Annotated in this window: 20 protein-coding genes; 8 read left to right on the top strand and 12 right to left on the bottom strand. The window is 46.4% G+C overall.

The features are described from left to right. Nucleotides 1-3: 3 nt before the first annotated feature. The 9 genes from H6B30_RS09965 to H6B30_RS09925 all read right to left on the bottom strand — a co-directional run bounded on the left by H6B30_RS09965 (nt 4) and on the right by H6B30_RS09925 (nt 11,611). Nucleotides 4-1,329: an O-antigen ligase family protein gene (locus H6B30_RS09965; RefSeq protein ID WP_205110154.1), complete on the bottom strand. Its 1,326-nt coding sequence runs from the start codon at nt 1,327-1,329 to the stop codon at nt 4-6. A gap of 5 nt (nt 1,330-1,334) precedes the next feature. After that, entirely contained in the window at nt 1,335-2,192 is an 858-nt protein-coding gene (locus H6B30_RS09960) for a polysaccharide pyruvyl transferase family protein (protein WP_205110152.1), read from the bottom strand. 3 nt (nt 2,193-2,195) lie between these two features. Then, on the bottom strand, nt 2,196-3,758 hold the full coding sequence (locus H6B30_RS09955) for an oligosaccharide flippase family protein (RefSeq protein ID WP_205110150.1): 1,563 nt from the start codon (nt 3,756-3,758) through the stop codon (nt 2,196-2,198). A gap of 80 nt (nt 3,759-3,838) precedes the next feature. Next, the gene (locus tag H6B30_RS09950; RefSeq protein WP_205110148.1) at nt 3,839-5,008 is read right to left on the bottom strand and encodes a putative phage abortive infection protein; all 1,170 of its coding nucleotides are present in this window, start codon (nt 5,006-5,008) and stop codon (nt 3,839-3,841) included. 483 nt (nt 5,009-5,491) lie between these two features. After that, nucleotides 5,492-7,297, bottom strand: a complete 1,806-nt coding sequence (gene tnpC / locus H6B30_RS09945; protein WP_205110146.1) for an IS66 family transposase — start codon at nt 7,295-7,297, stop codon at nt 5,492-5,494. Between the two features lie 75 nt (nt 7,298-7,372). Then, nucleotides 7,373-7,708 (bottom strand): IS66 family insertion sequence element accessory protein TnpB, encoded by a 336-nt coding sequence (tnpB, locus tag H6B30_RS09940; RefSeq protein WP_205110144.1) that lies wholly within the window; start codon nt 7,706-7,708, stop codon nt 7,373-7,375. Next, nucleotides 7,702-8,055, bottom strand: coding sequence for a hypothetical protein (locus tag H6B30_RS09935; RefSeq protein WP_205110142.1), 354 nt, complete (start codon nt 8,053-8,055; stop codon nt 7,702-7,704). The genes tnpB and H6B30_RS09935 overlap by 7 nt, the downstream gene beginning before the upstream one ends. Nucleotides 8,056-8,380: 325 nt before the next feature. Next, nucleotides 8,381-9,934, bottom strand: a complete 1,554-nt coding sequence (locus H6B30_RS09930; RefSeq protein ID WP_205110140.1) for a transcription termination/antitermination NusG family protein — start codon at nt 9,932-9,934, stop codon at nt 8,381-8,383. 459 nt (nt 9,935-10,393) lie between these two features. After that, entirely contained in the window at nt 10,394-11,611 is a 1,218-nt protein-coding gene (locus H6B30_RS09925) for a tyrosine-type recombinase/integrase (RefSeq protein WP_205110138.1), read from the bottom strand. Nucleotides 11,612-12,670: 1,059 nt separating this feature from the next. On the opposite strand from H6B30_RS09925, the gene H6B30_RS09920 reads away from it, so the two are divergent. The 6 genes from H6B30_RS09920 to H6B30_RS09895 all read left to right on the top strand — a co-directional run bounded on the left by H6B30_RS09920 (nt 12,671) and on the right by H6B30_RS09895 (nt 20,766). After that, entirely contained in the window at nt 12,671-14,002 is a 1,332-nt protein-coding gene (locus H6B30_RS09920) for an SWIM zinc finger family protein (protein WP_205110136.1), read from the top strand. Continuing rightward, entirely contained in the window at nt 13,989-15,503 is a 1,515-nt protein-coding gene (locus H6B30_RS09915; protein WP_205110134.1) for a DUF5691 domain-containing protein, read from the top strand. The genes H6B30_RS09920 and H6B30_RS09915 overlap by 14 nt, the downstream gene beginning before the upstream one ends. Nucleotides 15,504-15,545: 42 nt before the next feature. Then, nucleotides 15,546-16,625 (top strand): ATP-binding protein, encoded by a 1,080-nt coding sequence (locus H6B30_RS09910; RefSeq protein ID WP_205110132.1) that lies wholly within the window; start codon nt 15,546-15,548, stop codon nt 16,623-16,625. Nucleotides 16,626-16,661: 36 nt separating this feature from the next. Beyond that, nucleotides 16,662-18,860 carry a DUF5682 family protein gene (locus tag H6B30_RS09905; RefSeq protein ID WP_205110130.1) on the top strand — a complete coding sequence of 733 codons (2,199 nt, stop codon included), beginning with the start codon at nt 16,662-16,664 and terminating at the stop codon, nt 18,858-18,860. Between the two features lie 12 nt (nt 18,861-18,872). After that, on the top strand, nt 18,873-20,006 hold the full coding sequence (locus H6B30_RS09900; protein WP_205110128.1) for a vWA domain-containing protein: 1,134 nt from the start codon (nt 18,873-18,875) through the stop codon (nt 20,004-20,006). A gap of 91 nt (nt 20,007-20,097) precedes the next feature. Beyond that, nucleotides 20,098-20,766, top strand: coding sequence for a hypothetical protein (locus H6B30_RS09895; RefSeq protein ID WP_205110126.1), 669 nt, complete (start codon nt 20,098-20,100; stop codon nt 20,764-20,766). A gap of 239 nt (nt 20,767-21,005) precedes the next feature. On the opposite strand, the gene H6B30_RS09890 is transcribed toward H6B30_RS09895, so the two are convergent. The 3 genes from H6B30_RS09890 to H6B30_RS09880 all read right to left on the bottom strand — a co-directional run bounded on the left by H6B30_RS09890 (nt 21,006) and on the right by H6B30_RS09880 (nt 23,206). Next, complete coding sequence (locus H6B30_RS09890) at nt 21,006-21,557, bottom strand: DNA-3-methyladenine glycosylase I (protein WP_205110124.1); 552 nt, start codon at nt 21,555-21,557, stop codon at nt 21,006-21,008. A gap of 51 nt (nt 21,558-21,608) precedes the next feature. Then, the gene (locus tag H6B30_RS09885; protein WP_205110122.1) at nt 21,609-21,911 is read right to left on the bottom strand and encodes a glutaredoxin-related protein; all 303 of its coding nucleotides are present in this window, start codon (nt 21,909-21,911) and stop codon (nt 21,609-21,611) included. Nucleotides 21,912-22,327: 416 nt separating this feature from the next. Continuing rightward, nucleotides 22,328-23,206 carry a DUF362 domain-containing protein gene (locus H6B30_RS09880; RefSeq protein ID WP_205110121.1) on the bottom strand — a complete coding sequence of 293 codons (879 nt, stop codon included), beginning with the start codon at nt 23,204-23,206 and terminating at the stop codon, nt 22,328-22,330. A gap of 282 nt (nt 23,207-23,488) precedes the next feature. On the opposite strand from H6B30_RS09880, the gene H6B30_RS09875 reads away from it, so the two are divergent. Both H6B30_RS09875 and H6B30_RS09870 read left to right on the top strand, forming a co-directional pair. Continuing rightward, entirely contained in the window at nt 23,489-24,388 is a 900-nt protein-coding gene (locus H6B30_RS09875; RefSeq protein WP_205110119.1) for a helix-turn-helix domain-containing protein, read from the top strand. Nucleotides 24,389-25,103: 715 nt separating this feature from the next. After that, nucleotides 25,104-26,285, top strand: coding sequence for an iron-containing alcohol dehydrogenase (locus H6B30_RS09870; RefSeq protein WP_205110117.1), 1,182 nt, complete (start codon nt 25,104-25,106; stop codon nt 26,283-26,285). The last annotated feature ends 91 nt before the right edge of the window (nt 26,286-26,376 follow it).

Raw genomic sequence — 26,376 nt, 5'->3', positions numbered from 1 at the left:
ATTCTAAGCAATTCTATTGAGCTGTTCCGTTCTGTCTTTGTTGATGCCATGATAGTGTATGATATAATTGTACAATACAAACATTAGACAATAGTTATTAAAAGCAGACATACCAATGACATCTCCAGAAAAAGATGTCAATAATAGATATGTTTGCCACAACAATGCACATACGCCCAGCGGCATATGAAATTTAAAGAATCGTTTGCACATATAAAAGAACATACTCATATACAATATTATCCCAATAAGACCTAATCTCATTAGAAGTGTTACCCAACTGATATCTGGGGTTTCTATATAACATCTTAACATGCCATATTCTGTATTGAGAGACGTTCCGACCATAAAATTGAAATGACTTCTTGTATATGCAGACAATTCATGCGGAAAACCGATGCCAAACCATATATTTTGACTCTTCCATAAATAATCTATGCGTTCCATCAGCATAGCTATTCTAAACTGAAATGTTCCTCCACTGCCATCATAGTCTTTATAGTTTCGCATACTCAAGGCAGACATTATATCGTTGGAAGTGTCTGTACTACCCATGCGATATTCCCAATATGAGCCAAAAATGGCAAATGCAATAAGGCAAACTATTGTTAGCCCGAACACGGCCTTCATTTCCCTTTGGGATAACAAGTATACAATAATAACAACACCCAATGTGAATATATTGGTCCTACTCATTGGAAGTATAAGTCCACATAGAAGTATTAATAAACATATATATTTTCTTGCAGTAGAGATTTTAAAATTTGAAAAAAGGAGGAAAAGGATAAAGAAATGGATGTAATTAGGCGCATTCCTGTATCGGGTCATTTCTCCAGCATAAAAAGTTTCATCTTGCCCTCCTTGATATAGGTGTATTCCTAAAGGCTGCAAAATATATAGAAGTGCAGATATAATGACAATCCACAGAGTGTATTTTATTGTATCAAATAACTCTTTTGAATTTAACTGCTTAATTACAAAATACATAAGTAAGGTTAAGCAGCGTCTGTATGCTTGAAAGGCCAATATGGGTTTTTCCTCTGTGAAAACTATTGTACATATTAAACTAATTGTGCAGTAACCAACAATTGTAATAACTAATTTACCGACAAAGTCTCCTTTTAGATTTATATTTTTGTAACTATATACTAAAATGACAAAAACGTAAATCAAGGCATAATCTGCAACTTTCCCACTGATACTGCCTAAGTCTAATAGACGGAAACAATTACAAAGAGAAAATATCAAAAAAATTATTGATATAGCCTTTTTGTTTCTAAACCACTGTATTATAGAAAAGGCTAAAAAAGCAATGTATAATAATGTCATTTTGCTTATTTAAATGGACATACACTTAACATGTTATCTAAATTTATAGTAGGCTTTTCTGCCATCGTCTTTAATACATCCAGGTCATCCCTATCTTTGTCCATAATTTCTACGGGTCTTAAGTTGTGTTTATTTACTGACATCAGATAATCCCTGAATTTGAATCCATCATCTTCCATCTTGTGTGAAAATTGGCACCATATATTAGGAATACCAAAAGCATCTGCGATAATTAAACCATGTAACGAGCTTGAAAAAACGAATTCGCATGAACAGACTTGGTCAATGAAGTTTTTCCATGTTCCATATTTTCTCACGTTAATAAAGATTACATCATCCCCTAATTTTTGCATATATTGGAAGAATTCTTCATTTTGATCTAAGAAATGTGGAATGAGCCCGAATTTGTATTTTTTCTCCTTGTTTGGCGCATAGTATTTTGACAACAATAGGGCCGGATCACCATAAACATCTGGGCAATCAACCCCTCTTTCTATTAAGTATTGCCTTGTTAATGGACCTCTTACGGCCAATACTTTCAAAGGCTTGTTAGAAAGAATATGCGTAGACTCTCCAACACCGCTTCCCCAAATAATAGTATTTGGTTTAGTGAACTGAGGAATAATACTGCCAACAATCAAATAATTAGGCTTTTTTCGCAAAAATCTACTTATGTATGCTCCCCTATATTGCAGCAATTTTTTCTTCGTGAGAAAAGATACAATAACTTCACCGATATCATCACCAAAATTATTGTTTGACTCAAGTGATTTTGCATAGAGTAGTACGTAGCTATCTGGGTATATAATGTCGGTGATGAGGTTTTTGAATATATTGAAATATAATCTAATGCGATTGCTCATTGTTTATCTTAATATCAACTTATTTATCAGTTTATTCAATATTGTTTTTACCTGTGTCCTTTCTGTTTTATTCAAGCCAAAGACAATAATTGCAGCGACTGTTACGATTAAAATAATCAAAGTATTAACGACGAAGCCAAGGAATGAATTTCCACTAGAATGTGAATAATGAATGTATATATAGGCGACTATTACAGATAATGTGGAAGATAAACAAACATGAAATACTACATCCTTCAAAAAGGACTTAACAGGTAACTTAATTAGAGATCTTACTATAATTAGTCGCGCAATCAATGATATGAGAGATATAAATATCGTTATGTAAAACACTAAATTGGGATTCTTGTAAAAGGACAAAAGGCAATATGAGACAGGAACTCCAGACAATAGTATAATACACAGCGTTATCTGATATTTTTTTATGTTTCCTGTAGCTTGCGCTGCTGAGACTAATGGGTTACTAAGTGAATCAATCAATATACTAACAATAGACAATATGGCGAATATTTTTGCATAGGGCGGTACATGACCCAACCACAATGAAAGGACATAGTCTATTTGCAAAATAAGAGGCAGAGCTATAATGAAGATTAGGAAATAAGATACTTTAGCACTTTGGTTAATCAGTTTATACATTTCATCAAGTCTTCCACTTGCATATAATTTGATTAGTCTCGGCCTTACTGCAGTGAAGAAATTTGACGAAAATCTTGTTGCAACCCCTATTATTTGCGATGCAATGGCTTTCGCCCCATTAACAACAGTTCCAAAATATAAATTGAGAACGATATTGCTACCTTGGTTATTAACAATGCTAGCTGTTGTTCCTACAATGTTCCATGCAGAATATGCGGCTATTTCCTTGAACATTTTTCTGTTCCATGAGAAGCCGAAACTACACTCTTGAAATTTCTTTTGACAATAAATTGCATAAACAAGGAATACTACAAGTGAAGAAAAGGTTATTAAAATACTATATATAATTAATTTGTCATACTGGAACAAAGCGAGCAAATAAGCCACTATCAGTTTTAGAAAAGCTTCTAATATGCTGACATAAGCATAAAAACTCATGTTTTCATGAGAGGTAATAACAGATTCATAAGGTACTGTCATCGTAGAAAGTATAAAAGCAATAATGGACATTTGATATGTCCAATTGGCTGCTTCTATTCTGTCTAATTCTATGTTTAATTGGGAATTCAAAAACCAAAGTCCTATAGTTTCCGATAAAATGATAATAACTGCACACACAATCAAATAGAAGAAAATATTAGTTTTGAATATTTCTTCCATCTCTTTAACGTTGCCTTTTCCGATTGTAAAAGAGAAAAACCTTTGCGATGCAGATGTTAGTGTCGTTTTTAAAAAGGAAAATAGAACAACGATACCACCTACAATATTATAGAGACCGTAATCAGAAATGCCTAGTTCCTCAAGCACAATTCGAACAGTATAAAAAGATACGGCCATCACGACCAGCATCCTAATATACAGCATGCCTGTGTTTTTTAATATTATTTTATTATTCGATGTGCTCGCCATTATTTCGTAAGCGTCCAATTCTGACGTACCCCCTGTTTTTCAGGCGGTGTGTCTAAAATAAGATTAAAATTCAAATTATATTTATAGCTTGTTAGCACTTATGCCGATGGTTGATGGCATAAGTTTTCCGTACCTAACGTTTTACCACAAACATTAAGCGGTTTCTTTGTCTTTGAATTCACCGAGATGGTCAAATGCTCTTTTGAAGAAGTTGTATCAATCTTTTTGGTTATTAAGACTTTATTCTTCTTTTCTTTAATTCCCAAAAGAGAAAAAATAAATATTTCTTTTAACCATTCTTCTAGCAACTCTCCAATAACAGAGAGAGGCATTGTCTCAAAACATGAAAACTCGTCATTGCCCAAAACTGTCGAATTGAGATTCCGATGAAAATCAATTTTCACTTCACGACCTTCATCTTTCATGGTGACATTAACATGATATTTTGCCCTTGAACTCGTATGTGCCAGTGTCGGTTGGTTGGGTTCCAAGTCGTGTATGTTTTTTCTCAGCAAATACAAAACTACATTGAGTTTATTTTGCATTGATTGTGTAAGCATTTTTCTCCATTTCCTATACTCAAGAAGTCCCATGGCTGGCATGTGTTTCAATAAATTATAGTTCACAACATATTTGCGCATTTTTCGTCCATAAGCGGTCATGGCATTGTATCGTAACAGTACAAGCTCAGAGTCTGTCAACTGAGACCTGACTATTTTTGCATATTTTACCTTCTCATCATCGTCTATATTGGTAGTTTCTATCATGTCGAAAATCCGGTACAGGGTTCTATAATAGATAGGTGTGAAATCTTCGTGTGCCGCATAAAAATTCATGAAACAACCGACAGCTTCCTTGCGGTTTTCATAAAATTCACCATTGTCAAATTCCGTTTGCATCTGTTGCACATAATAGTGCAATGCTTCTTTTCCGTGTAATGCTGTTTCTTCGCTTTCCACTCTCGCGGAGAAGGTTTCTACAATAGAATTATATTGGTGTAACAAGTGGAAAAATGTTTCATTGAATTGTTGCTTAATGTACACTTTAGCATTTTCTTTCGACTCGGCAATTTGGGATCTGAAAGTATAATAAAGGAGGACTACACTCAACAAAGAACCTACAAATCCACCGATAAAGTCACCATAATGCCCCACAATATCCGTTGCCAAAGGCCAACTATAATCGTATTGTCTGTTAATTAAAAAAAGAACCAAGAAAGCAAGTGATAGCCCGGCACAAAAGATTATGGCTATTTTAATACTTTTCATAAGTTTCCTTTCTTCTCGAATTACACGATTGATGAAACATTTTTTGCATCGTCTCCGATTTTCAGACGAAATGCCTAACATGTAATTAAAATCGGTTGATTTTTAGAATTTGTTTCCACTTATGCCGATGGTTAGAACATCATTTTCCATAGTTGCGTTCATCATAATAAATGAATAATGGATAATATTTAAGCAAGAAACCTTTCCCATACATTCAAAGCATACGGCACACCGTAATCCTCGTACGCCTCTGTATGCTTCAACTTCTCCAATCCGTCTTTCAAACGCTGTAATTCTTCCGTGGGAGAATTTCCACTCTTAATTGAACTGATGATTGACTCCATCATGTCTTGGCAAACATAGTCGGGACTGTACATGTCATCGAAGTAATCGTAATGCTCATCTTTCGTAAGCGTCCAATTCTGACGTACCCCCTGCTTTTCAGGCGGTATGTCCAAAATAAGATTAAAATTCAGATTATATTTATAATTTGTTAGCACTTATGCCGATGGTTGATGGCATAAGTTTTCCGTAGTCACGGTTGCCTGCGACTATCTCGGCAAAGAATTTCTTGAGGTATTCCAATATCGAATACCCCTGCAGCCTGCAGGTGGACACGACGGAGTGGTAGGCCGCGCTGACACGCGCCATCTTGTCGCTTCCGAAGAAAAGCGAGTTCTTCCTCTCGTTCGCCAGCGGCCTGATGCACCGCTCGGCAAGGCTGTTGTCTATCGTGTAGTCCCCGTCTTTCCTGTGCAGGAAAACCTGGTTCCAGAAATGGTCGAGGTAACTGACCGCCTTCTCCATCAGGTTTCCGTGCCTCGGCGCGTTTTCGGATTTCACCAGGTCGAGCAGGCTCCTCATTTCTATTATTATCCCCGTCGTTTCGGCGGAGTTCCTGAAGTACCTCACTTGTTCCGCACTGAGCTTTTCCTCTTCATACCTCTTCTCCAGTGCGTAAAGCCTTCCGATGTATTCAAGGAACTTGCGGGCGTTGACGTCGTGCTCTATCTCGGCTGCGTACTTGAACTTCGCCCTCACGTGCGCCATGCAGCAGACATGGTCGATGTCGAGCATCTCGTCGTCGAGGTACAGGTACACGTTGTAACCGTCGGTCTGCAGGGCGCGCAGTTCACGGCCTTCAAGGATGTCCTTCAGCACCTTGCGCCCACGCGAGCCGTCCTCGTAACAGTAGATTGCCACCCTTGCCAACCTGTTGACCAAGCACCAGACATAGCGTTTACGGTACTTCCCGTCGACCTTCACGCGGCACCACGTCTCGTCGCAGTTCACGATGGAGTCTTTTTCCATGCAATGGCCTTTCAGGTATTCTATCACTCCCTTGAAGAACCGCGAGCCTTTCTCCAGCCAGTTCGTTACGGTCTGCCTCGACAGGCGCATCCTTTCTTGCAACAGGCGTGCCGTCTCCCTGTAGACCGGAGTGTCGAGGAAGAAGCGGTTGAACACGAGGTATGCCATCATGCCGGGTGCGGCGTGCGTGCCCGGGACGCTTTCAATTACAGGCTCGTCCTTCTCGCCGTCCATCGGGAAGTAGCCGCGCATGAGCCTGCCTTCCTTGTCCTTGTATTCCACTATCTCGTACTCGTGCTCCGTCACGACGGTTTCCTGGTTGTATGTGTAGCGTGGATACGTCTTTATCATGACAGCCCCCTTTGGCAGCTTGCCCAGGTCGCTCCTGTGGTACACGTGATTGTCGGCATCCATCGTGCGATAGGTCTTGTCCAGGCGGTAGAGCCTGCATTCCTTTTGGCGTGCTGCCGGTTCACCGGATGCGTCCTTTGTATTTTTCACCACATCCACGTCAAGGTTGTCCGGCAGTGATTCCGGCGTGCCGTCAAAGCCGCCTTTCACGTCCGTATGCGGAGTGGGCATGTCGTCGTCCTTGGACTTCGTGCCTTTCTGCGACTTCTTTCCGAAAAGGTGCTTCCGCCCGGCCTTGACCTCACTCCGCAGTTTCGCAGACTCCTCCCTTTCCGCCTTGAGCTGCCTCGTCAGCTCGGACACCTGTACGGCCATTGCAGACACGGCCTCGTTGCTCTTGCGGAGCAGTTCCGTCAGTTCCGTGAGCTTGTCCGACAGTTCGGCGTTCTTCCTGACGCTTTTCCTGCGGGCGAGATCCGCCTCTTCCAGGCGTTCCCTCTGGTAATTGGCCAGCTTGATTAATTCGTCCCTGTTCATGTCGACATAGTCGTCAGCCACGCGCCGGGGAGTCTCCTCCCAACGCTTCAGTCTGTGGGCTGATTCTAATATTAAATCCTTGTCTTCCATTGGACATGCCGATACGTTCATTACTATACAAAGATAATAAAAATATCTGACACAGCCAAGGGAGAAAGAATGTAATTATTTGATTTTCAATGTTTTAACAACTGGAGAGCCAAGCAATACCACCACGTCGTCCCAGCTTATCGAAAACACCTTGCGGTCACCTTCATGGAACACCCTCATGAACTTGTATCCCTTGTCGAAACGTTTCTCGTAAAGGCTGCACGAGTGTTTTTCGTAGCTGTAAAGGCGCACCGTCTGCATGTCCTTCGACATCATGATGTACACCTCCCCGGCCTGCGCCTCCCTGTCCATCTGCTGGTGTATCACGGAGAGGACGCGGGCGTACTTGCACCTCATGTCATGGAAATTGCGCAGGTAATAGAACCTGCCGAGTTCGCTGATGCTCAACATAGGCCCTCCAGCTTCTCCACGAGCCGTTTCAGCTGCCCGTAGTTTAAATTCCCTTGGCGCAGACGCAGGCCGTTGCTCACGCGCAGGTCCACCAATATGCGCATTTTGGGGGACGGTTCTTTTGCCTCTTGCGGAACCGAGTCTTTCGCATTGTCCGTTTCCGACAGGGAAGGGCGGCCCGAAATGTTTACTTCCACAACCTTGTGCCGGGTATCCTTGTACCATTTCTCAAACAGGTTGTAAGGGACGTTGTTCCTGTGGCAGAACGTCTGTATGCTTTCGCCCTTCGGATAGGACACACTCTTGTAACGGATGAATAGCCTTTCAAAATCTTCACTGCTGTACATATCAATAAACTTTTTAGGTTGACAGCGCGAAGGTAACTACATCTATCTGAACGGGCAATACGTCAGTTTTGGACGCTTACTTGCAAAATGGTAGAAGCGCAAAATCCGCCATCTTTGTTTTATTTATTATTTAATTTAAGATTCATATCCAATCCGTACTATCATCATGACCCATGAACAGCTTTGTCCAGGGGCAGTCAACTTGGAAAATCAAATATGTCAGGTTCGCCCGAATTCAATGCCATGGTGGCTGCGACATGGATCTGCCGGACATTGGGGCTTTCGGAAACAATTATCGTAACGATTCCTCTTTTCTTGTCCAAATCTACTTGTGCAACCAAACTGTCTGCAAATACCGGCGCCACAATGCAAGGTGGTTTGTGGTATTGATTTCCGTGCATATGCTTATGCAGGTGTGTATCAACGTGTCCGTTGCGGTTGCCCTTTCTTTTGGCTTTGACTTGATGGCAAAGACGTTCAGGCAGTTGTCGCCAATCTTAAACCCGGAGATGGCCTTAACCGGAGAACTCTCGTCGGTGAGGGTTTTATATAGAGTAGGTGAGTAATTTCGAAAAGACTCAATGAGTTTTTCTTTCTCATCTTGTTTTAATTTACCATTGATGGTGGAGCTCTCACATGCGCCTTGAGTAGCACATACAACATGCTTGACAGTTCCTTTTACTAACTGTTCGTTGGCTTTGCCCGATGTCAGAAAGTATTCTCCCAAGAAATAATCCCAGTTGGCAAATAGGGTGTATTCCTTACTGTCATGATTCTCAACGAGGCCGATGTGGGCATAATATGTTTCCGCAACTTTGGCAGACTTTTTCTTGCTTGGGTAATATATTTCTTCGGAAATATCCACTCTCCGTATTATTTCCGTAAACTCATCATGCTTAAATGTAATTTCACCTTTGCCTTCCATGTCAATGCCTGACGTCGGTGTAAGGAATGGCCTAATTATAAGTTTACTATAAGCTTTGCGCACATAGCCATTGTTGTCATGTTCATATCTGGCTAAGTTCAACAGCTGTCCGGCTTCTTCGTTTGTCATTTCTGCCAGCCTGTGGCTCAAGGCCTTGTGGTTTTGTTTCAGTAAATCAAGGCATAATGAGGTTAACGACAAGTTGGCCGCAAGGTGTTCTATGATGTAATGTAACATAGAGAGTGTACGTTTTCCACATCCACAGGCTTGAAGAACGCCAACCAGCAGGTCGGCCGCACGGTCTTTCTCTGTGCCTATTGACAAGCGGTCGCCCTCTGCATTGTGCAGGCGAACAACGTGCAGTTCGTATATGTTGGGGTAGTAAACGGTCAGGTGACTGCCCGGCATAACGCCTTGCACCTCGAAGACAAGTCCGCGTTTGCGGCGGAAGCGACAAACATAACCCTCGCATCCAGCCAGTGGACCGTCGAGCACGCGCACTATTTCGTTCGGTATGTTATGCTCGTTGGGATTTTTTGCGTAGTCTGCATAAGGTCGTTCCAGCACAACCACCTTGTCTGCATAGTTTTCATTGAAGTCCATAAACGCTTTCATCTGTACTTCGGGTATTGTGCAAGGGGTGGCCTTGTCTTCTTTCGCTTGTTTACGGTTGTAACGTATGGATGCGTTAGGATATTTATCTCTGATAAAGTCAGCAAGTGCTTTTTGTGTTGCGAGCACGAATACATAACCGTCAAACAGAGGCATCCTGCGTTCGTTGCCTCCGTGGTAAACATTTACCGTTGTGTGGGTGGGGCAATACGCTTCCAAAATGTTTTTGGTTTCAGACTTACAGCATTCAATAATAGAACACAGTTCCTTTTCGTGTCCAGGTTTGGTTCTGACAAGATACCAATTGTAGTCTATGTGATTCAGCTTGTCTGTAAGCGGCATTGTTCGCGAAAAGATGTTCTCTATGTTACCCTCACGACAGTCGCATGAGGGTTATGAAGTACCTTTTTTCAGGTTTAACGATAGCATTCCGGACGATACTCAGCAGCAATGTTCTACCGTTGTTATGTGGTCAGATGGATAAAGTGGCGAACACTTTAATCTTTTACTCTCCATACCACGATATGTTTGATAATCATTTGTTTATGTATAAATATGAGTGCCACCTTTAAAGCGTTTTACAATATGAAGCGGCAATTTGCTTGCAAAATTAATAAAAACAATCTAACCGCGGCTCTTTTCCATGAAAAAGTTTGATGAATATTTTAATACACGACCAGTTTGTTTTACAAAAACGAACTTGGCGCTCGTATTACATACTGATATATAGCACTTTACCGTGGCTTGCCGCTTCATATTGTACAACTGCCTCAGAAGATGCTTTCCATTTATCTCAGCGCCTTAGTCTGCCAATAGTTTGTTTATCATCATCTGATTTGCTTTTGTTACCGACGCATTATCTATCGTAGAAAGATATATTTGGGTAGTCCGAAGGCTGTCGTGCCCCAAGCCTGTGCTTATTATAGACAGGTCTACTCCCAAATCGCGCATGGTGCTTGCCCACGTATGGCGGGCTACATAAGTTGTCAGTGGAATGTTCAAGCCGGCCATGCAGCCAAGTTTCTTTAAGTTTCTGTTCACGTTGTGTTCCATCTTCTCATACTGTTGCCGTTCTGTCCCGTCCGGTTTAGTGATGATAGGTAGTAAGTAGGGGCTTTCTTTAGTTAGATGCGTGTATAGATTTACTATTTCCTGCATTTGCGGTTCCCAGCCTATGGCCAGGTTTTGTCTGGTTTTCTTGCGTTTGTACATCAGCAGCCCGTTCCTTACATCAGTCTTTTTAAGGTATGCCAAGTCTACAAAGGCCATGCCCTGCAGGTAAATGCTCAGTATGAACATGTCTCTGGCGAATGCTATCGGCGAGCCGTCATCCAGTTTTATTTGTCTTATTTTTCTTACCGACTCGATAGTAATGGCTCGTTTTGCCGTTTTGGCAAACCCGGTGAACACATGCCTGAATATGTCTTTGTCCATGGTTAGTCCTGTTTCAACGGCTTTTCTGTAGAGTGTGCGTAGGGTTCGCAAGTAGCATGACGACGAGTTGCGGTTTAGCCCTCGGCTTTTCAGCCAAGCTTCATATTGAGCAATGTGCCTTGGTTCGAGGGCGTCGGCGGTAATGTCTTCCCCATTGCGAAATTTGGCAAAGCTGCTCAGGGCGTCACGATATGTTTTGGCCGTTCCCATACGTCCGGTGCTTATTTTCATTTCCACCATATCCCTTATGAAGCAGAACCACGTTTGGTATGGCGGCAATCGTCTGTATGCCTCAATGATGTCGTCTGCGCTGTACTCAACACACGACGTTTCTTTTTCTGCAATAATGGATTTCAGCAGTTTGTAACTCCAGTTTACTTTTGATGCAATCAACTGCAATTGCGCTTGCCGCTCTGGCGTGCCTGATATTTTAACGGCAGACGAATAATCGTTCCATTCATTTGGCTTGATATGAAACTCGGTATATATTGTTCTCGTTGCCCTCCGGTGGGTTAGGATGAAGAACAGCGTTCCTTCCTTTCCGTTGGCTGTGGAAGGCCGGAATTTTAATCTTAATGACGTCATGATGGTTTTGATTTTGAATAATTAAACTTGTTGTCCTTATACATAATGAATATAGGCGATAGGATTGAGCAATGTGGATTGGCGGGATGTTTTTTCAATTTTTGGCAATCTTCGAAAAGACCGTTAAACTTTTTTAGCGATGCCTGCCGGTTGCCGTACATACGTTTGTCGGTAGCGTTGATGCATATCTGCAAACAGCCCATGCCATATTTTGCAGTCGGCATGCGCGCATCGCCGTCGGATTTTTTGGTGTTTAGTACACCTGCAAGGGGCTTCCCCCTTAACCCATTGCCATTCAGAGAGTTGCAAGATGTGCCGTTTGTCTGGCTGAAACAGGCCATATCGCGAAGCAAAACATGCCGTTTGGTGTAGCGATATGGCGCATACGGGAAATAAAGAAAACTAAGGATGTCTTCAGCCGCATATTTGCAGGTAGGTGAATATTACGGATATTAATATAACATTTATTTGCAAAAAAAAATACCAAACAATGCATTAAATGCATTAACTTTGTATTTTGCAAAATGGACGTATCATGGATATTTGTCGTCAAATCAATGACATGTAGCTACAGTCGGCATGGGTATGTTCCAGAATGTGTGGCGGCGAATGTTGGAAATAGTGGCCGGTAAGTGCATATCCAGGCATAGGCTATTGTATTGTTGCCACATGTTTTTCTGGCTTTCCGCATACGGAGTAACCGGCATCGGCAGTGTAGACGTCAATCAAGGTAACGTCTGTAAGTGCCATCCAGACGGTGTATATGGCTTTCAGTCAATGACAGCATGAATGATTATATGTCGTTTGGTATTGCCAACCTAAAACAGCCAAAATCTATTGACGTAAATGCGTCATTTTAGAGTTAATGGTTTATGATGATAATGAATGCATAATTGTAAGTGGTGGTGCACAGCCACATCATTGAGGCAAGGCGGCACAAAGCACTGGCTGGCCGTCATTTGTGGTCTTGGGGCACATGGCAAGGCCGGATGATATGGCCCGATTGTGGGTTTTAGACAGTGTTTGTAAAAACATATATGCTATAAATTAAACAACGATATGCCTTTGAAATTAACTAAAGAACAGATAGTTCAGCTCGCACCAGACGAGGCTTCCGTTAAGGCTGCCAAGGGTTTGGCAACCACTTCCAAGTGGAGTGTCAGGCAATTCAGCGACCGATGCATCTGGGGGCATTGCCAAGGCAGCGGCAAAAATCCATACCAGACAGCGGTTGACATTACCGATATAGCTTTCAAATGTTCGTGTCCGAGCCGAAAGTTTCCCTGCAAACATGCCCTCGGGCTGCTTTTCCTTTACGAAAGCCATGCCGATGGATTTGAGCAGGCCGACGAGCCCGATTGGGTGAAGGCATGGCTGGACAAGCGTGCTGTCAGGGCCGAGAAAAAAGAAAAGCCAGGCACTCAGGCTGCCCCGGTGGACGAGGAAGCCAAGGCCAAGCGTTTGGCCAAGCGCCACCAGAATGTGATGGAAGGCATGGCCGACTTGGAAGTGTGGATGAAAGACCTGTTGCGCAACGGTCTTGTCAATGTTCCCGAACGTGCATATTCTGTTTTTGAGGCCATGGCCAAGCGCATGGTCGACGCCCAGGCACCTGGCCTTGCCGCACGGCTCAGGGCGATGGCCGACATTGATTATGGTGCCGAGAGTTGGAAACATGAGCTTACCGACAAGCTAAGCAAGCTGTTCATGGTGATAAGCGCCTATCGTAATGTAGACCGGCTGCCGGTCGACTGGCAGGATGAGATTCGCACACAAGTCGGCTTTTCGCAATCGCGTGACATGGTGTTGGGCGGTGAGCCCTTGGTTGACCGTTGGCTTGTGCTTGGCAAGCGTTCGCAGACAGCAAACGGACTTACCACCGACTCATACTGGTTTTATGGGGAGCACAGCGGCCGTTGTGCCATCTATCTCAGTTTCTCTGTACCGGGCAGCATAGCCGATGCAGGCTGGGTTCCGGGTTGTGTCTATGACGGCAGCATGTGTTACTATCCAGGGGCGGGTACCAACCGTCGTGCGTTGCCAAAAGAACTGATCTTGGTCGATGGCAGGGTCGTGCCCGCTTTCTGTGCCGACTTGTCGCAGGCTGCACTGCGTTACAGACAGCATGCCACAGAGAATCCTTTGGCCGAAGACATACCTTTGCTGGTTTCCGATGTTTTGCTGGCCGGCAGTGGCGGGGCGTGTTGCCTGGTCGACATGGCCGGCAATGCTGTGCCATTGGTTGTTTCCGACGAAATGCGCATAGATGTGCTTGCCATTAGCGGTGGAAAACCATTTTGTGCCTTTGTGCTTGCAAATGATGGCAGGTGGCGACTGGTGGCTATGTGGTATAATAACGAATATCATACTTGGAGAGATGAACATAACTGACAATATAATACAGGCGGCGTTGCTTGGTACAGCAAACAGAGACATTGACTTCGACGGTCTGCCTGAGGCGCTGGACGGAGTGATGCAGGCAATACAACGTGCGGCACACGACCGTGAGGAAGCTTTCTATCAGGCTGCTGCCGTGGCCTTTGCCTACAGGCGGGCAGGGTGGGAGCCTCAACCGTCCGCCGTGGTGGCGACGGCAGGCGAAGCCCCCGGTGAGGATTTGCCGTATCTTGGCGATGGGCAGAACGCCATGCTCTCTCGGCTCTTGCAAATGCGTTTCCTGTTGCCTTATGCTTACCGTAAGGCTGCCGCTATGCATCGAATAATATCCCCGGAAGTATTGCCGCCATTGTTGCGGCGCGCCTACGACCGCAACAATTCCACCGGCAGTGAAGAGCGGGAGCTGCTTGCTGTGCTCGGTGGCAACCGCGCCCGTTGGCTGCTTGGGCTAATGGGATGTTCCGATACGAGTGCCGACGGGGCTGAGGCTTGGTCGACGGCATCACACGGTGAAAGAAAGTCAATCTTGAGGTCGTGCAGACGCGACAATCCCGTCGCTGCATTGGAGATGCTCAAGGGCGACTGGAAGAATGAGTCGGCCGCACACCGCAACGAGTTGCTTGCCTGTTTGCAGGTCAACCTCGGCAAGGCCGACGAACAGTTTCTGATTGACGTCTCACAGACAGACCGCAGTTCGGCGGTAAAGGAAACGGCGCGCAATCTCATGTTCCGAATGCCCGATTCCCAGCTTGCCATGCGCTGCCGGGCCATACTCAGCGGGAAAATCAAATATGGCAGGCTCTTGGGGTGGTCGTACGGCAAAGTTGAGTTTACTCCCGAGATGAAACAGATGGGCTTTGAGGAACTTAGTCCCGACAAGCGGGAGAACGACAACGAGTATGTGTTGCGACAATTGGCACAACGCATGCCATTGGCGTTTTGGTGCGAACTGCTTGATTGCAACGAGGAGCGTGCCGCAATCTTGCTGGCTCGCAAACGTCCGTTTGGCAAGTTCTTCGAGCTTAGTGTGCCAATCTGTAACTATTCAGACAGGCAATGGGCTTATTACACCATAAAGGAGTCGGCATCATATCAGTCGGTGACCGATATGGTGGGGTTGCTCACAGCCGCCCAGCGCGAAGAAATAAAATGGATTGACAAGCAGACTGGCTTTGACACGGTGCCACGGTCGTGGTTTGACGCCAATTACGAGGCGTGGGGGCCACGGTTTTCGCGCGCTGTGTTGTCGTGGCTGCTCCACAACGGATGGCTGAGCTTCGCTTCAGACACAGCCGAGCGCCTGGCTCTGTATCTTGACCCGCAGCTTCGCCCAGATATATTCAGCCTGGCTCCCAAAACGCCTCAGGGCGTATTGCCGTCTGTCAGCGAATTCTGCATGAAGCTGGAGGAATGCATGGACTTGAAAGAAGAGATAGACAAAATATTCAAAGATAATGCAAACGAGAGGAATGCAAGCTGGCTTGCACATCCCTGAGTGCAGCTTATCTTATGCAAAGCAATAATTAAACTGAATGATATGAGCACATTATTAAGGCAACATGCCGAGCAGCAGTTTGCTGAGGAACTGCATGAATTGAAAAAGAACGAGGCCTACCCGGTGCCCGAAAACTGGGAAATGTCACCCCAGTCTGTGGTCACTTATTTGATGGGCGGCACATTGAAGGATGGCTTTATAGTCACTCCGAAATACATTGGCAATCGACGTTTGATGGAAATAGCTGTCGCAACGCTTGTGACAGACCGGGCTTTACTTCTCTATGGCTTGCCTGGCACGGCAAAGAGTTGGGTGAGTGAGCATATTGCTGCGGCCATATCCGGCAACTCTACCCTGATTGTTCAGGGCACAGCCGGTACGGGCGAGGAGGCCATACGCTATGGCTGGAACTATGCCCGCCTGTTGGCAGAGGGGCCCACAGAGGGGGCTCTCGTCCAGACTCCAGTGATGAAAGCCATGCAGGAGGGCAAGATTGGGCGCATCGAAGAGTTGACGCGAATCGGCTCCGACGTACAGGACACGCTCATTACCATACTTTCAGAGAAAACATTGCCCATACCTGAGCTTAACCGCGAGGTTCAGGCAGTGAAGGGGTTCAACATCATTGCCACGGCCAACAACCGCGACAAAGGTGTCAATGACTTGTCGAGTGCCCTCAAGCGACGCTTCAACACTGTTATATTACCGCTGCCCGACACTATCGACGAAGAGGTTGACATAGTGAGGCGCAGGGTGGAAAGCTTTGAAAAGGTGATGGAACTGCCGGCAGAGAAGCCTGCGTTGGACGAGATTAGGCGTGTGGTCACCATTTTCAGGGAGTTGCGCCAGGGAGCCACTGCAGACGGCAAGACAAAGCTGAAGTCACCGAGTGGTACGCTGAGCACGGCCGAAGCCATTTCCGTGGTGAACAATGGCTTGGCCATGGCAGGCTATTTCGGCGACGGACAGATACATGCCTCCGACCTCGTTTCGGGCATACTTGGAGCCGTGGTGAAAGATCCTGTACAAGACAAGGTGGTTTGGCAGGAGTATATGGAGACCGTTGTCAAAAACCGTGACGGCTGGAAAGATATCTACCGCGCGTCAAGAGAGATGATGTAAGTGGCCTTGCTTGTTTAAAAAATAGTTGATAATGATATGGCAGACGTTCATCTATTGGGAATAAGGCACCACGGGCCGGGGTCGTGCCGTAACGTAGTTGGGGCACTGGAGCAATTGCGCCCCGACTTGATTCTGCTCGAAGGACCGGCCGAGGCTGACGCCATGATGCCATTTGTAGGCGATGTCGGAATGCAACCGCCGGTGGCGCTGTTGGGCTATCAGCCTGATGCACCACAGCGTGCGGTATTCTATCCGTTTGCAGAATTTTCGCCGGAATGGCAAACGATGCGTTATGCGCTGCGTGAGAATGTTGAGTTGCGCTTTTTCGACTTGCCGTTGTCTTATTCGTTGGCAATGTCTGACGATGGCGCACAGCAGGCGGAAGAGCCGTCCGACCCCTTCGACCTGCTTGCTGTGGCAGCCGGTTTTTCCGATGGAGAGTCATGGTGGGACATGACAATCGAGCAGCGGCGCGATAACACCGGTGTGTTCGATGCTGTCAGAGAGGCCGTTACAGCCCTGCGTGGTGCGGCCGACAGCGACAACGCTTCACATCGTGACCTTATCCGTGAGGCATGGATGAGGCGTATGCTTCGCGCCGCACAGAAAGATGGCTTTGGCTGTATTGCCGTTGTGTGCGGAGCGTGGCATTTGCCGGCATTGGCATGTCAGGCTAAGGTTAAGGACGACAATCAGTTGCTTAAAGGTCTTTCAAAGGTTAAGGTTGAATGTACTTGGATTCCATGGACATACGACAGGCTCATGTTGCGTAGCGGATACGGTGCCGGCATCTCGTCGCCGGGATGGTATGATTACATATGGAAGCATCCTGATGACGACGGCACGTTATGGGTAAGCCGTGTGGCCGGCCTGCTTCGCGAGAAGAACATGGACATTTCCGTTGCCCATGTCATTGAGGCCGTGCGTCTGGCTCAGGCTTCGGCGGCGTTGCGGGGGCTGTCCTCACCGAGCCTCGCCGAATACAATGAGGCTGTTGTGGCTGTAATGGGCTTTGGCGATGACATTCTGCTGAGGCTCATCGGCGAGTCGATGGTTGTAGGCGACCGTTTGGGCCATGTGCCCGACGCTGTGCCAAAGGTGCCGTTGCTTATTGATGTCGAGCGCCTGCAAAAGCGTCTGCGCGTGCCGTTCACTGCCGAGATAAAGGAACTTACGCTCGACCTTCGCAAGCCAAACGACTTGGAGCGCAGCCTGTTTTTCCATCGGCTTTCATTGCTCGGAATAGATTGGGCAACACTGGGTGTGGCAGAAGGAAAGGGAACATTCAAGGAGCGATGGACGCTATACCATAAGCCGGAGCATATTGTCTGCATAATTGAAAGGGCAATATGGGGCAACACTCTGCATGAGGCCGTGCAGAAATATCTGTTGCACCGTATGGAAGACATACGTTATATGCCTGAATTGACCCATCTGTTGAACTTGGTAATCCCTGCCGACTTGCCTGATGTCGTTGGGGCTATGACAACACGACTTGACGGTTTGTCGGCCGGTTCTACAGACATTGTCGAGATGCTGGAAGCCGTGCCCGACCTTGTGGGCATTGTGCGCTATGGCAATGTGCGCAACCTTGACTTCTCTCAGGTTGCCAATATGTTGCAGGCCATGATAGCCAGAATATTGGCAGGTGGGCTACTTGTCTGCATCAACATCGACGAAGATGCTGCTTCAGATTTGCTTGAACATCTGGCTGCAACAGATTATGCCGTTGCCACACTGAACGACAGTGAGCTTAATTCCATGTGGTGTGAGTTTCTTGGCAAGGTCGGAAGTGCGTCAAATGTCCATCCGTTGCTTTCCGGTTACGCTACACGGCTGCTTCATGACAAAGGTCTCGTTTCGCATGAACGGATGCACGATGCACTTCGTTTTTACTCTTCTGTTGGAAATGCCACGGCCGATATTGCATACTGGTTCGAGGGATTCCTTCGGTCGTCCGGGTCGCTGCTGTTGCTTGATGACCACTTGTGGGAACTGGTCAATGGCTGGGTTTGTGATCTGTCTGATGCCGATTTTAAAGAACTTCTGCCCATCATCAGGCGCACCTTCAGTCTGTTTACTTCAGTTGAACGCCGCAAACTGGGCGAGAAGGCAAGGGGGTATGAAGAAAACAGTAAGGCCTCGTCTGTTTCTGTCGGCACTTCGTGCAACGATGCCGAAGCGCAAAAGGTATTGCCGTTGGTATGTAGTTTGTTGGGATTGGAGATAAAGTAATCTTATTGTAATATGAAATCTGAATACTTAAAGCGTTGGCGTTTGATACTCGGAGGCAATGAGGCCGACGGTACAGGGGTGGCATTGACCGTCGAGGAGCAACGTCTCGACCGTTCGCTTGAAGCCGTCTACGATGGCGGTTTGCGTGGCGGCCTTGGGGCTTCGGCCCCGAAGGTAAGCCGCTGGCTCGGCGATATCAGGGAGTTCTTCCCCCAGACTGTCGTCCAGATTATACAGCGTGATGCAATCAAGCGTTTGCACATCGATTCATTACTGACAGAGAAGGAGATGTTGGCAACGGTAGTTCCCGACGTCCATCTCGTTGCAACGCTGATGTCGCTGGGGCGTGCCATCCCCGAAAAAAACAAAGATGTGGCACGCCAGGTAGTGCGCAAGGTTGTTGACGAGCTGCTGCGCAAGTTGTCGTCGCCTATGCAGCAAGCTGTCACGGGAGCGCTCAACCGCTCGTCGCGGCGCCGCAATCCGCGCTACAACGAGATTGATTGGAAGACAACCATAGTGAAGAACCTCAAGAACTATCAACCGGATTACAAGACAATAATACCCGAAGTGAGAATCGGCTATGGCCGTAAACGCAGGGCTTTGAAAGATATCATACTGTGTCTTGACCAGAGTGGATCCATGGGAACATCTGTTGTCTACTCCGGCATATTTGGCTCGGTGCTTGCATCGATACCGTCGGTGAGCACCCGCATGGTGGTGTTTGATACTTCTGTTGTCGACCTGACCGACGACTTGCAAGACCCCGTCGATCTGCTTTTTGGTGTGCAGTTGGGTGGGGGCACGGACATAGCGCGTGCGTTGGCATATTGTCAGGGAGTCATTACACGGCCTCAGGATACTGTGCTTGTATTGGTGACCGACCTATACGAAGGTGGCAATGACATCGAGATGCGCAAACGGTTCGCTTCCATTGTAGCCAGTGGGGTTCAGCTGATAGTGTTGCCAGCCTTGAATGACGATGGCGCTCCGAGCTACGACAAGCACCATGCAGAGTTCCTGGCATCGTTGGGGGTGCCGACTTTTGCCTGTACGCCTGACAAGTTTCCCGACTTGATGGCTGCGGCTTTGGGCAAGCAGGACATCGGAATGTGGGTGTCGCAAAACATAAAAGAGTCTGAATAGACACAGGTAATACCAAACGATGGTCCGGCTATTTAATTGTTTCTTTTCCAGGTAAGTGTTAATTAAGCGGTTTATACATAAAAACACAGACATGCATAAAAAGTTTACTTATATTGTAACATTGCTTCTTTTGCATATTTGCTCTTATGCTCAACCCTCGATGAAAAGGTCGCGCATTGCATTTACGGCAGGACTCAATACTAATGATGCGTATGATGGGGAGTTTTCATATCATTATATGCTGCTTCCATATTTAGGTATTGGTAGCGGAATCGGTTATTTCAATCAATGGTACAATGACTATCTTCCTCACGGTAAAGCTTCCGGGCAGTGGACTTCTTGGAAGTTAAGTGAGTCGGACAAAGAGATAGGGAAAGTCTATTTGCGCCCTTCAATTCTATTGTCTACACCGTCTTTGTTTAAATTAGGCAAATATGCAATATCCTTTCAGGGCGAATGTGGAGCGCAAATTCTGATTCCTCATACAGGTGTGTATATTGATTATTTCAATTATAACACTTTTGGCAGCAAGTCAAAATATAAATCTACAAATAAGGGTGAATGGATATTTTGGAGCGTTAAGGGAGGTGTCAATCTTAGTTTCACTGACATTGCAATTGGGGTGGGGTATGGCATATCCAACCTGGATATCTATTCTTCCAGACGTTTTATAAACGTAGAGAATGTTTCGCTATCAGATTTTTATCCTGAAAAACGAATGACCCATAGCTTGTTTCTCTGCTTTATGTATTCTCTGTGATATATAACAAAAACTATATATATGCACGTTGCAACGCGAGCGTTCCGGGCTGAGTTTACGGTGCTGGTTCCACGGCCCAATGCCTGGAAGCCCGCGCGGTGTTTATCTCTGCCGTCCCATATTTCATGTGGAGAGTGAGAGCATGATGGACATCCAGAAGTTATGCCCCCGTGTCATAACTTCTGCATGTCCATCACGCCATCACTGCCATTTGGGCAAGCCATGTTGTTTGGCGGAAATCATGTGGCACACCAGCACGTAGGCTCGTGTGAGTTTATTATCCCTATGGCCTGCAGGTAGGAATATATTATCGTGCTACCAACAAACTTCATGCCCAATCGTCGAAGTTCTTTGGAGATTCGGTCAGACAGGGGCGATGTGGCACAGCCTGTCTCATGAATTGTCTTCCCGTCGGTGAACTCCCAGATATATCTGTCGAACGACCCATGCTCATGCTGAATGCCTATGAAGACCTTGGCGTTGGTCACGGCAGCCTTAATTTTCAGTCGGTTGCGTATTATGCCTTTGTCGTTGTGCAGTTCTGCCAGTTTGTTTTCGTCATAGTTGGCAATGATGTTGTAGTCGAAACCGTCGAACGCCTTGCGGAAAGCCTCGCGTTTGTTCAAGACACACTCCCATGACAGTCCGGCTTGGAATGTTTCAAGCAGCAGCATCTCGAAGAGCTTGTTGTCGTTGTGCACAGCCACTCCCCATTCCTCGTCGTGGTATGCAACGTAAGCCGGGTTATCCATGTTACACCAGCTGCACCTTGGTTTGTCAGCATTGTTCATGCCCCAAAATATTATTTATAAATAGTGAATATGCAAACCAACCGGTCTTGTTTAACAACCGCTGCCGTCGAGGCTGCATGCAGCACCTTCATATTCGTTTGAGCGCGAACGCAAGCCTGCATCTTCTGGCCTCAACGTCACCGTTCCGTCTTCGAGCACGAAGCAGGGTATTCCCACCGCTCCCGAGCGCTTGGCTGCGTCAAACGCCGGATTGGCATCGCGCAAGCGCAAAAACTCTTTCATGTATTTAACGTGTGCGCCAATGTCTATCACATCATACTTACCATTGCCTTTCACCTGCTCGTCAACGTATGTGCAGTCTGGGCAGGTTGCCATTCCATATATCTTAATCATGTGTGTCGTTGTGTTTGTTGTGAAGGCAAAGTTACAAATAATTAATGAAACAGCCTAACGTTTCACTTGTTTTATCTGCTTGCGCACGCCTTTGTACATCCATTGTGACGTTATGGCCGGTGCGCTCTGATGCCATAGCTATGCGTAATGTTGCCCTGTTGGGGTGAAAACGTGTTGTCTTTTTTATCATCCGTCGGCCGTCAGCAGTGCCCATCCCCTCATCGGCAGCCAATGCACACACTTGTTGTGTGTCCGTTTCTTTGCATTTGTGATTGGCACAAACCAAAAAACGCTTTCGTTGTGGCTTGGCAGGACAGTCTTTTCAGTTTGTCCAACCATTGGCAACGAAAGCGGATGGGGATGGATTATAAACATTCTGGGCGGCATTCTGCCGGCCCTCTCATATCGGTTGCAATTCACCTTACGGTCTGTTTCCTCCCGTTTACTATATATATACCGGGTTTCAATGAACCGAGGCTTTTGGCATTGGTGAGCACTTTCAGCCCTTCTGTGGTGTACACATTATACCTTAAGTTGTCATCGGCCACATTGTGTATGCCGCTTTCTTCGTCAATGTCTATCAGGTTGTAGGCCGTCGTACCAAGGCCAATCTGTTCTGCATATTCAACAATGTGCGTGCCGTGCTGCCGGTTAATGCGTTGTATCAGCGGCCTGCTGTCATCGTTGGCCGTAGACTGGTGGTTGAACACAAGGTCGAGGCACGCCTTGTCGAGGGCTACGGGGTCGAGCGAGGCCAATATACCGATGTCGCGCATCTGTGGTGCCGAAGGGCTACCGTCGCAGTCGCAGTCAACCGAAAGGTTGTTCATCACATTGATGTATATCACCCTGCCGCCGAAATAGTTGTGAACGGCCTGTGCTGCCGCAGCCATCGATTCGAGAAAGGCGTCTTGACCTTGCCGGTTGTTGAATACCTGGTTGGGGTTCTCGTAGTCGCCGGCAGTGTGTATCAGTGTCTTGCCTTCGCGCGAAGCCATCCCGATGCTTTGGTTTTTCAGCACACCGCCGAAGCCGCCCATCGCGTGCCCCTTAAAGTGAGCGATGTTGATAAGGAAATCATAGTTGGCAATATGGCTGCCCACACGGTCAAACTGTATGTGGGTGTTGTCGCCGACGGGTATGTCCAGGCTTCCGTCCTCGTCCATGATGTCGACAGTGGCAATGTCGTTGAAGCCTCTTTCCGCAATGGCTCTGCGGTGGCTTTCTGTGTTTGAGCGGTTGCTGGCGACAGTTGAGGTATATTGTGGAATGCCATAAATCCCATCACGCCGCATGTCATGCCGATAGGCAAGGTCCAGTTTTTAATAAATCTTATGAATGGATTCATATTGTTTATGTGTTATTTTTCGTGTGCAAAATTATACTGTTTGGCTGTTTTTGCTTATACATAAATTACAGATTGATGCACCAATTTGGGCGAACAGCACTGCAAACGAAACGTTGCGAACCAATTTCACAGAATCTCCTACCTATTTTACAGAATGAGTTGCAAAACTGAATTGGCTTTGGGAATAATTCCGTACTTTTGAGCAGTAAAACGAAAAAGGTGAAAAAGCATGGGTGAAATATTAGACTTGCAGACAATCAACGACTATAATGAGTTTTTGGGACTGGAAACACTGAATCCCTTGGTGGGCATAGTCGATTTTTCCAAGGTGGAGGTTTTGAAGCACCGTTGCAAATGTTTCGGTTTCTATGCCATCTTCTTGAAAGAGAAAATACACGGCCCCATTTCTTACGGGCGCAATAAGTATGATTACCAGGAAGGAACTCTGGTGTTTATTGCCCCGGGACAAGTGGGAGGTATCGATGATGACGGAGAGACCCTGCACCCGCAAGGCTATGCGTTGCTATTCCATCCGGACTTGATACGTGGTACGTTGTTTGCCCGCAAGATGAAGGAATACACCTTCTTTTCGTATGAAGTGAATGAGGCGTTGCACATGTCGGAGCGTGAGCGGCAGACAATCTTCAATTGTTTCGAAGAGATAGAGGAGGAGCTTCGCCACCCTATCGATAAGCACAGCCGCAGCATCATTATTTCCAACATAGAAGTTTTGCTTAACCATTGCCTTCGTTTCTACGACAGGCAATTTGCAACCCGCGAGGTTATCAATTCTGATGTCCTTACAAGGTTTGAAGCTTTGCTGAATGGTTATTTCGACTCCAGGAAGCCAATAGAGCTCGGATTGCCCTCTGTGGCCTGGTGCGCCGACCAGCTTCATTTCTCAGCCAACTACTTTGGCGACCTTGTTAAGAAGCAGACGGGAAAGTCGGCCATCGAATACATTCACCAGGCAATAATCAGCAAAGTGAAAGACCGGCTGTTGGTAACAAACAAAACTGTCAGCGAGATAGCTTATGAAGTTGGTTTTCAATATCCCCATCACTTGAGCCGTCTGTTCAAGAAGGTTGCCGGATGCACCCCTAATGAGTATCGAATGCAGTTGAGGTGATTGGCTGGCTTGGGGTGGTTAAGTAGACAAGCGTAAGCATTTGTGGTTTTGCATGAATCTGTAAAAGCCACATGCACGTTGCGAATATTCGGCTTGACAAGAGGCTTTACTCAACGCTCTTCTGCGTCAAACCGGTCAAGGTGGCAAATGCTCTGCATACGCACGGTTTCCCTCGCCTAAAGAAATCGTGCGTACTGCTTATCGTAAGGCACTTACTGCCGCGAACAACTTACGTTTGCATTTTGTTCCTTTTATGTTTCTTTGTATGCTGTGCCGTGGCAGCGTGTGGCATATATGGCGCCGATGTCCTGTCGCGATGGTCGGCCTCTGGTTTGCACGATTATTGTTGTTTTTCTCGTTGTTGGATGCCTTGCTGTGCAATGTGGTGCATTCCTAACAAAGTCCTGTAGGTGAGGCAATTCATAATCCACCTTCTTTATGGTGAGAACGGGGTGTGGGAAACAATCCGTAATTCGGTTACAATCCTCCGTAAATGCGTTATCCCATTTACGGAGGCAGTCTGTTATCTTTGCACCAAAATTACTTCACAAGCGATTATGAGTGGCAGCATAGATACTTTGCGCAGTTGTTCTAACTGCCGGGATGCGGATGGGTGGGCCATAAACCATTGTCTAAACATCTATGCACGCAAGGTCGGAATCTGTGCGGAAGGAAATTTGAGTGACATTGCAACAATTTAATCAACGAGTAATATATGGAAACAAACAACAATTACGACATGTACATCCCAACACGTGTGATGTTTGGTGAAGGGATGTTGAACAAATTAGGTGATCAACCAATGCCGGGCAGACGTGCGCTGATAATTATCTCAAACGGGAAATCGACCCGTGCCAACGGTTACCTTGCCCGCACGGAAGAGCAATTGCACAGGGCGGGCGTGGAAACATTCGTTTTCGACGGTGTCGCTCCCAATCCCTCTGTCGGTAATGTCAATGCAGGGGCAAAGGTGGCACGCGACAATGATTGTGACTTTCTCGTAGCGCTTGGTGGCGGAAGTGTCATGGACTGTGCCAAGGCCATTGCCGTGATGGCAACGAACGAAGGCGAACTGTGGGATTACGTGCCCATCGGTTCAGGAAAAGGACTGCCCATTGCCGTAAGGCCGTTGCCAATCATAGCCATTACTACCACTGCGGGTACGGGGTCGGAGACCGACAGCTCGGGCGTTATCACAAAGGAAGATACGTTTGAAAAAGCTTTTGTGGGAGACGCGTCGCTGTTCCCCGTTCTATCCATTGTCGATGCGGAACTGATGAAAAGCGTACCGGCAACATTCACTGCATACCAAGGTTTCGATGCTTTGTTCCACAGCACAGAGGGATATATAGCCAAAGGTGCCAACCTGATGAGTGACATGTATGCCCTCGAGGCCATCCGTAACATTGCCGAATATTTGCCCCGTGCCATTAAGGACGGAAATGATATTGAGGCCCGTACACGCGTTGCTTTTGGCAACACATTGTCTGGCGGTGTGATGTGCCTGACGCTTATAACCAGTGAGCATGCATTGGAACATGCGCTTTCGGCCTATCATCCCAACCTGCCTCACGGCGCAGGACTGATAATGGTGAGCCGTGCCTATTACAAATACTTCATCGAACACCATGCATGCGATGACCGATTCATCCGCATGGCACAGGCAATGGGCATGACGGAAGCCTCTAAGCCGGAAGACTTCCTTACTGCACTGACCCGACTGCAGGAGGCCTGTGGAGTAGCCGACTTGAAGATGTCGGATTATGGTATAGTTCCCGAAGAGTTTGAAACGTTGATGCGCAACACCCGCGAAGTGATGGGCGTCATGTTCACCAGTGACCGTGTCCAGATGTCTGACGCAGACATCGTGAATGTGTATGAGGAATCTTATAAGTAGTAAAAACAGACGGATGAGGAACAGCACAGTCCTCATCCCTTCTGTCTATTCTTCTCTGTATGATAATGCGTCGCAATGAAGGCATTTACAA

Origin of the sequence: Marseilla massiliensis, from assembly GCF_016899955.1 — a bacterium.
GTDB lineage: Bacteria > Bacteroidota > Bacteroidia > Bacteroidales > Bacteroidaceae > Prevotella > Prevotella intestinigallinarum.
This window is presented reverse-complemented; position numbering and strand designations above follow the sequence as displayed.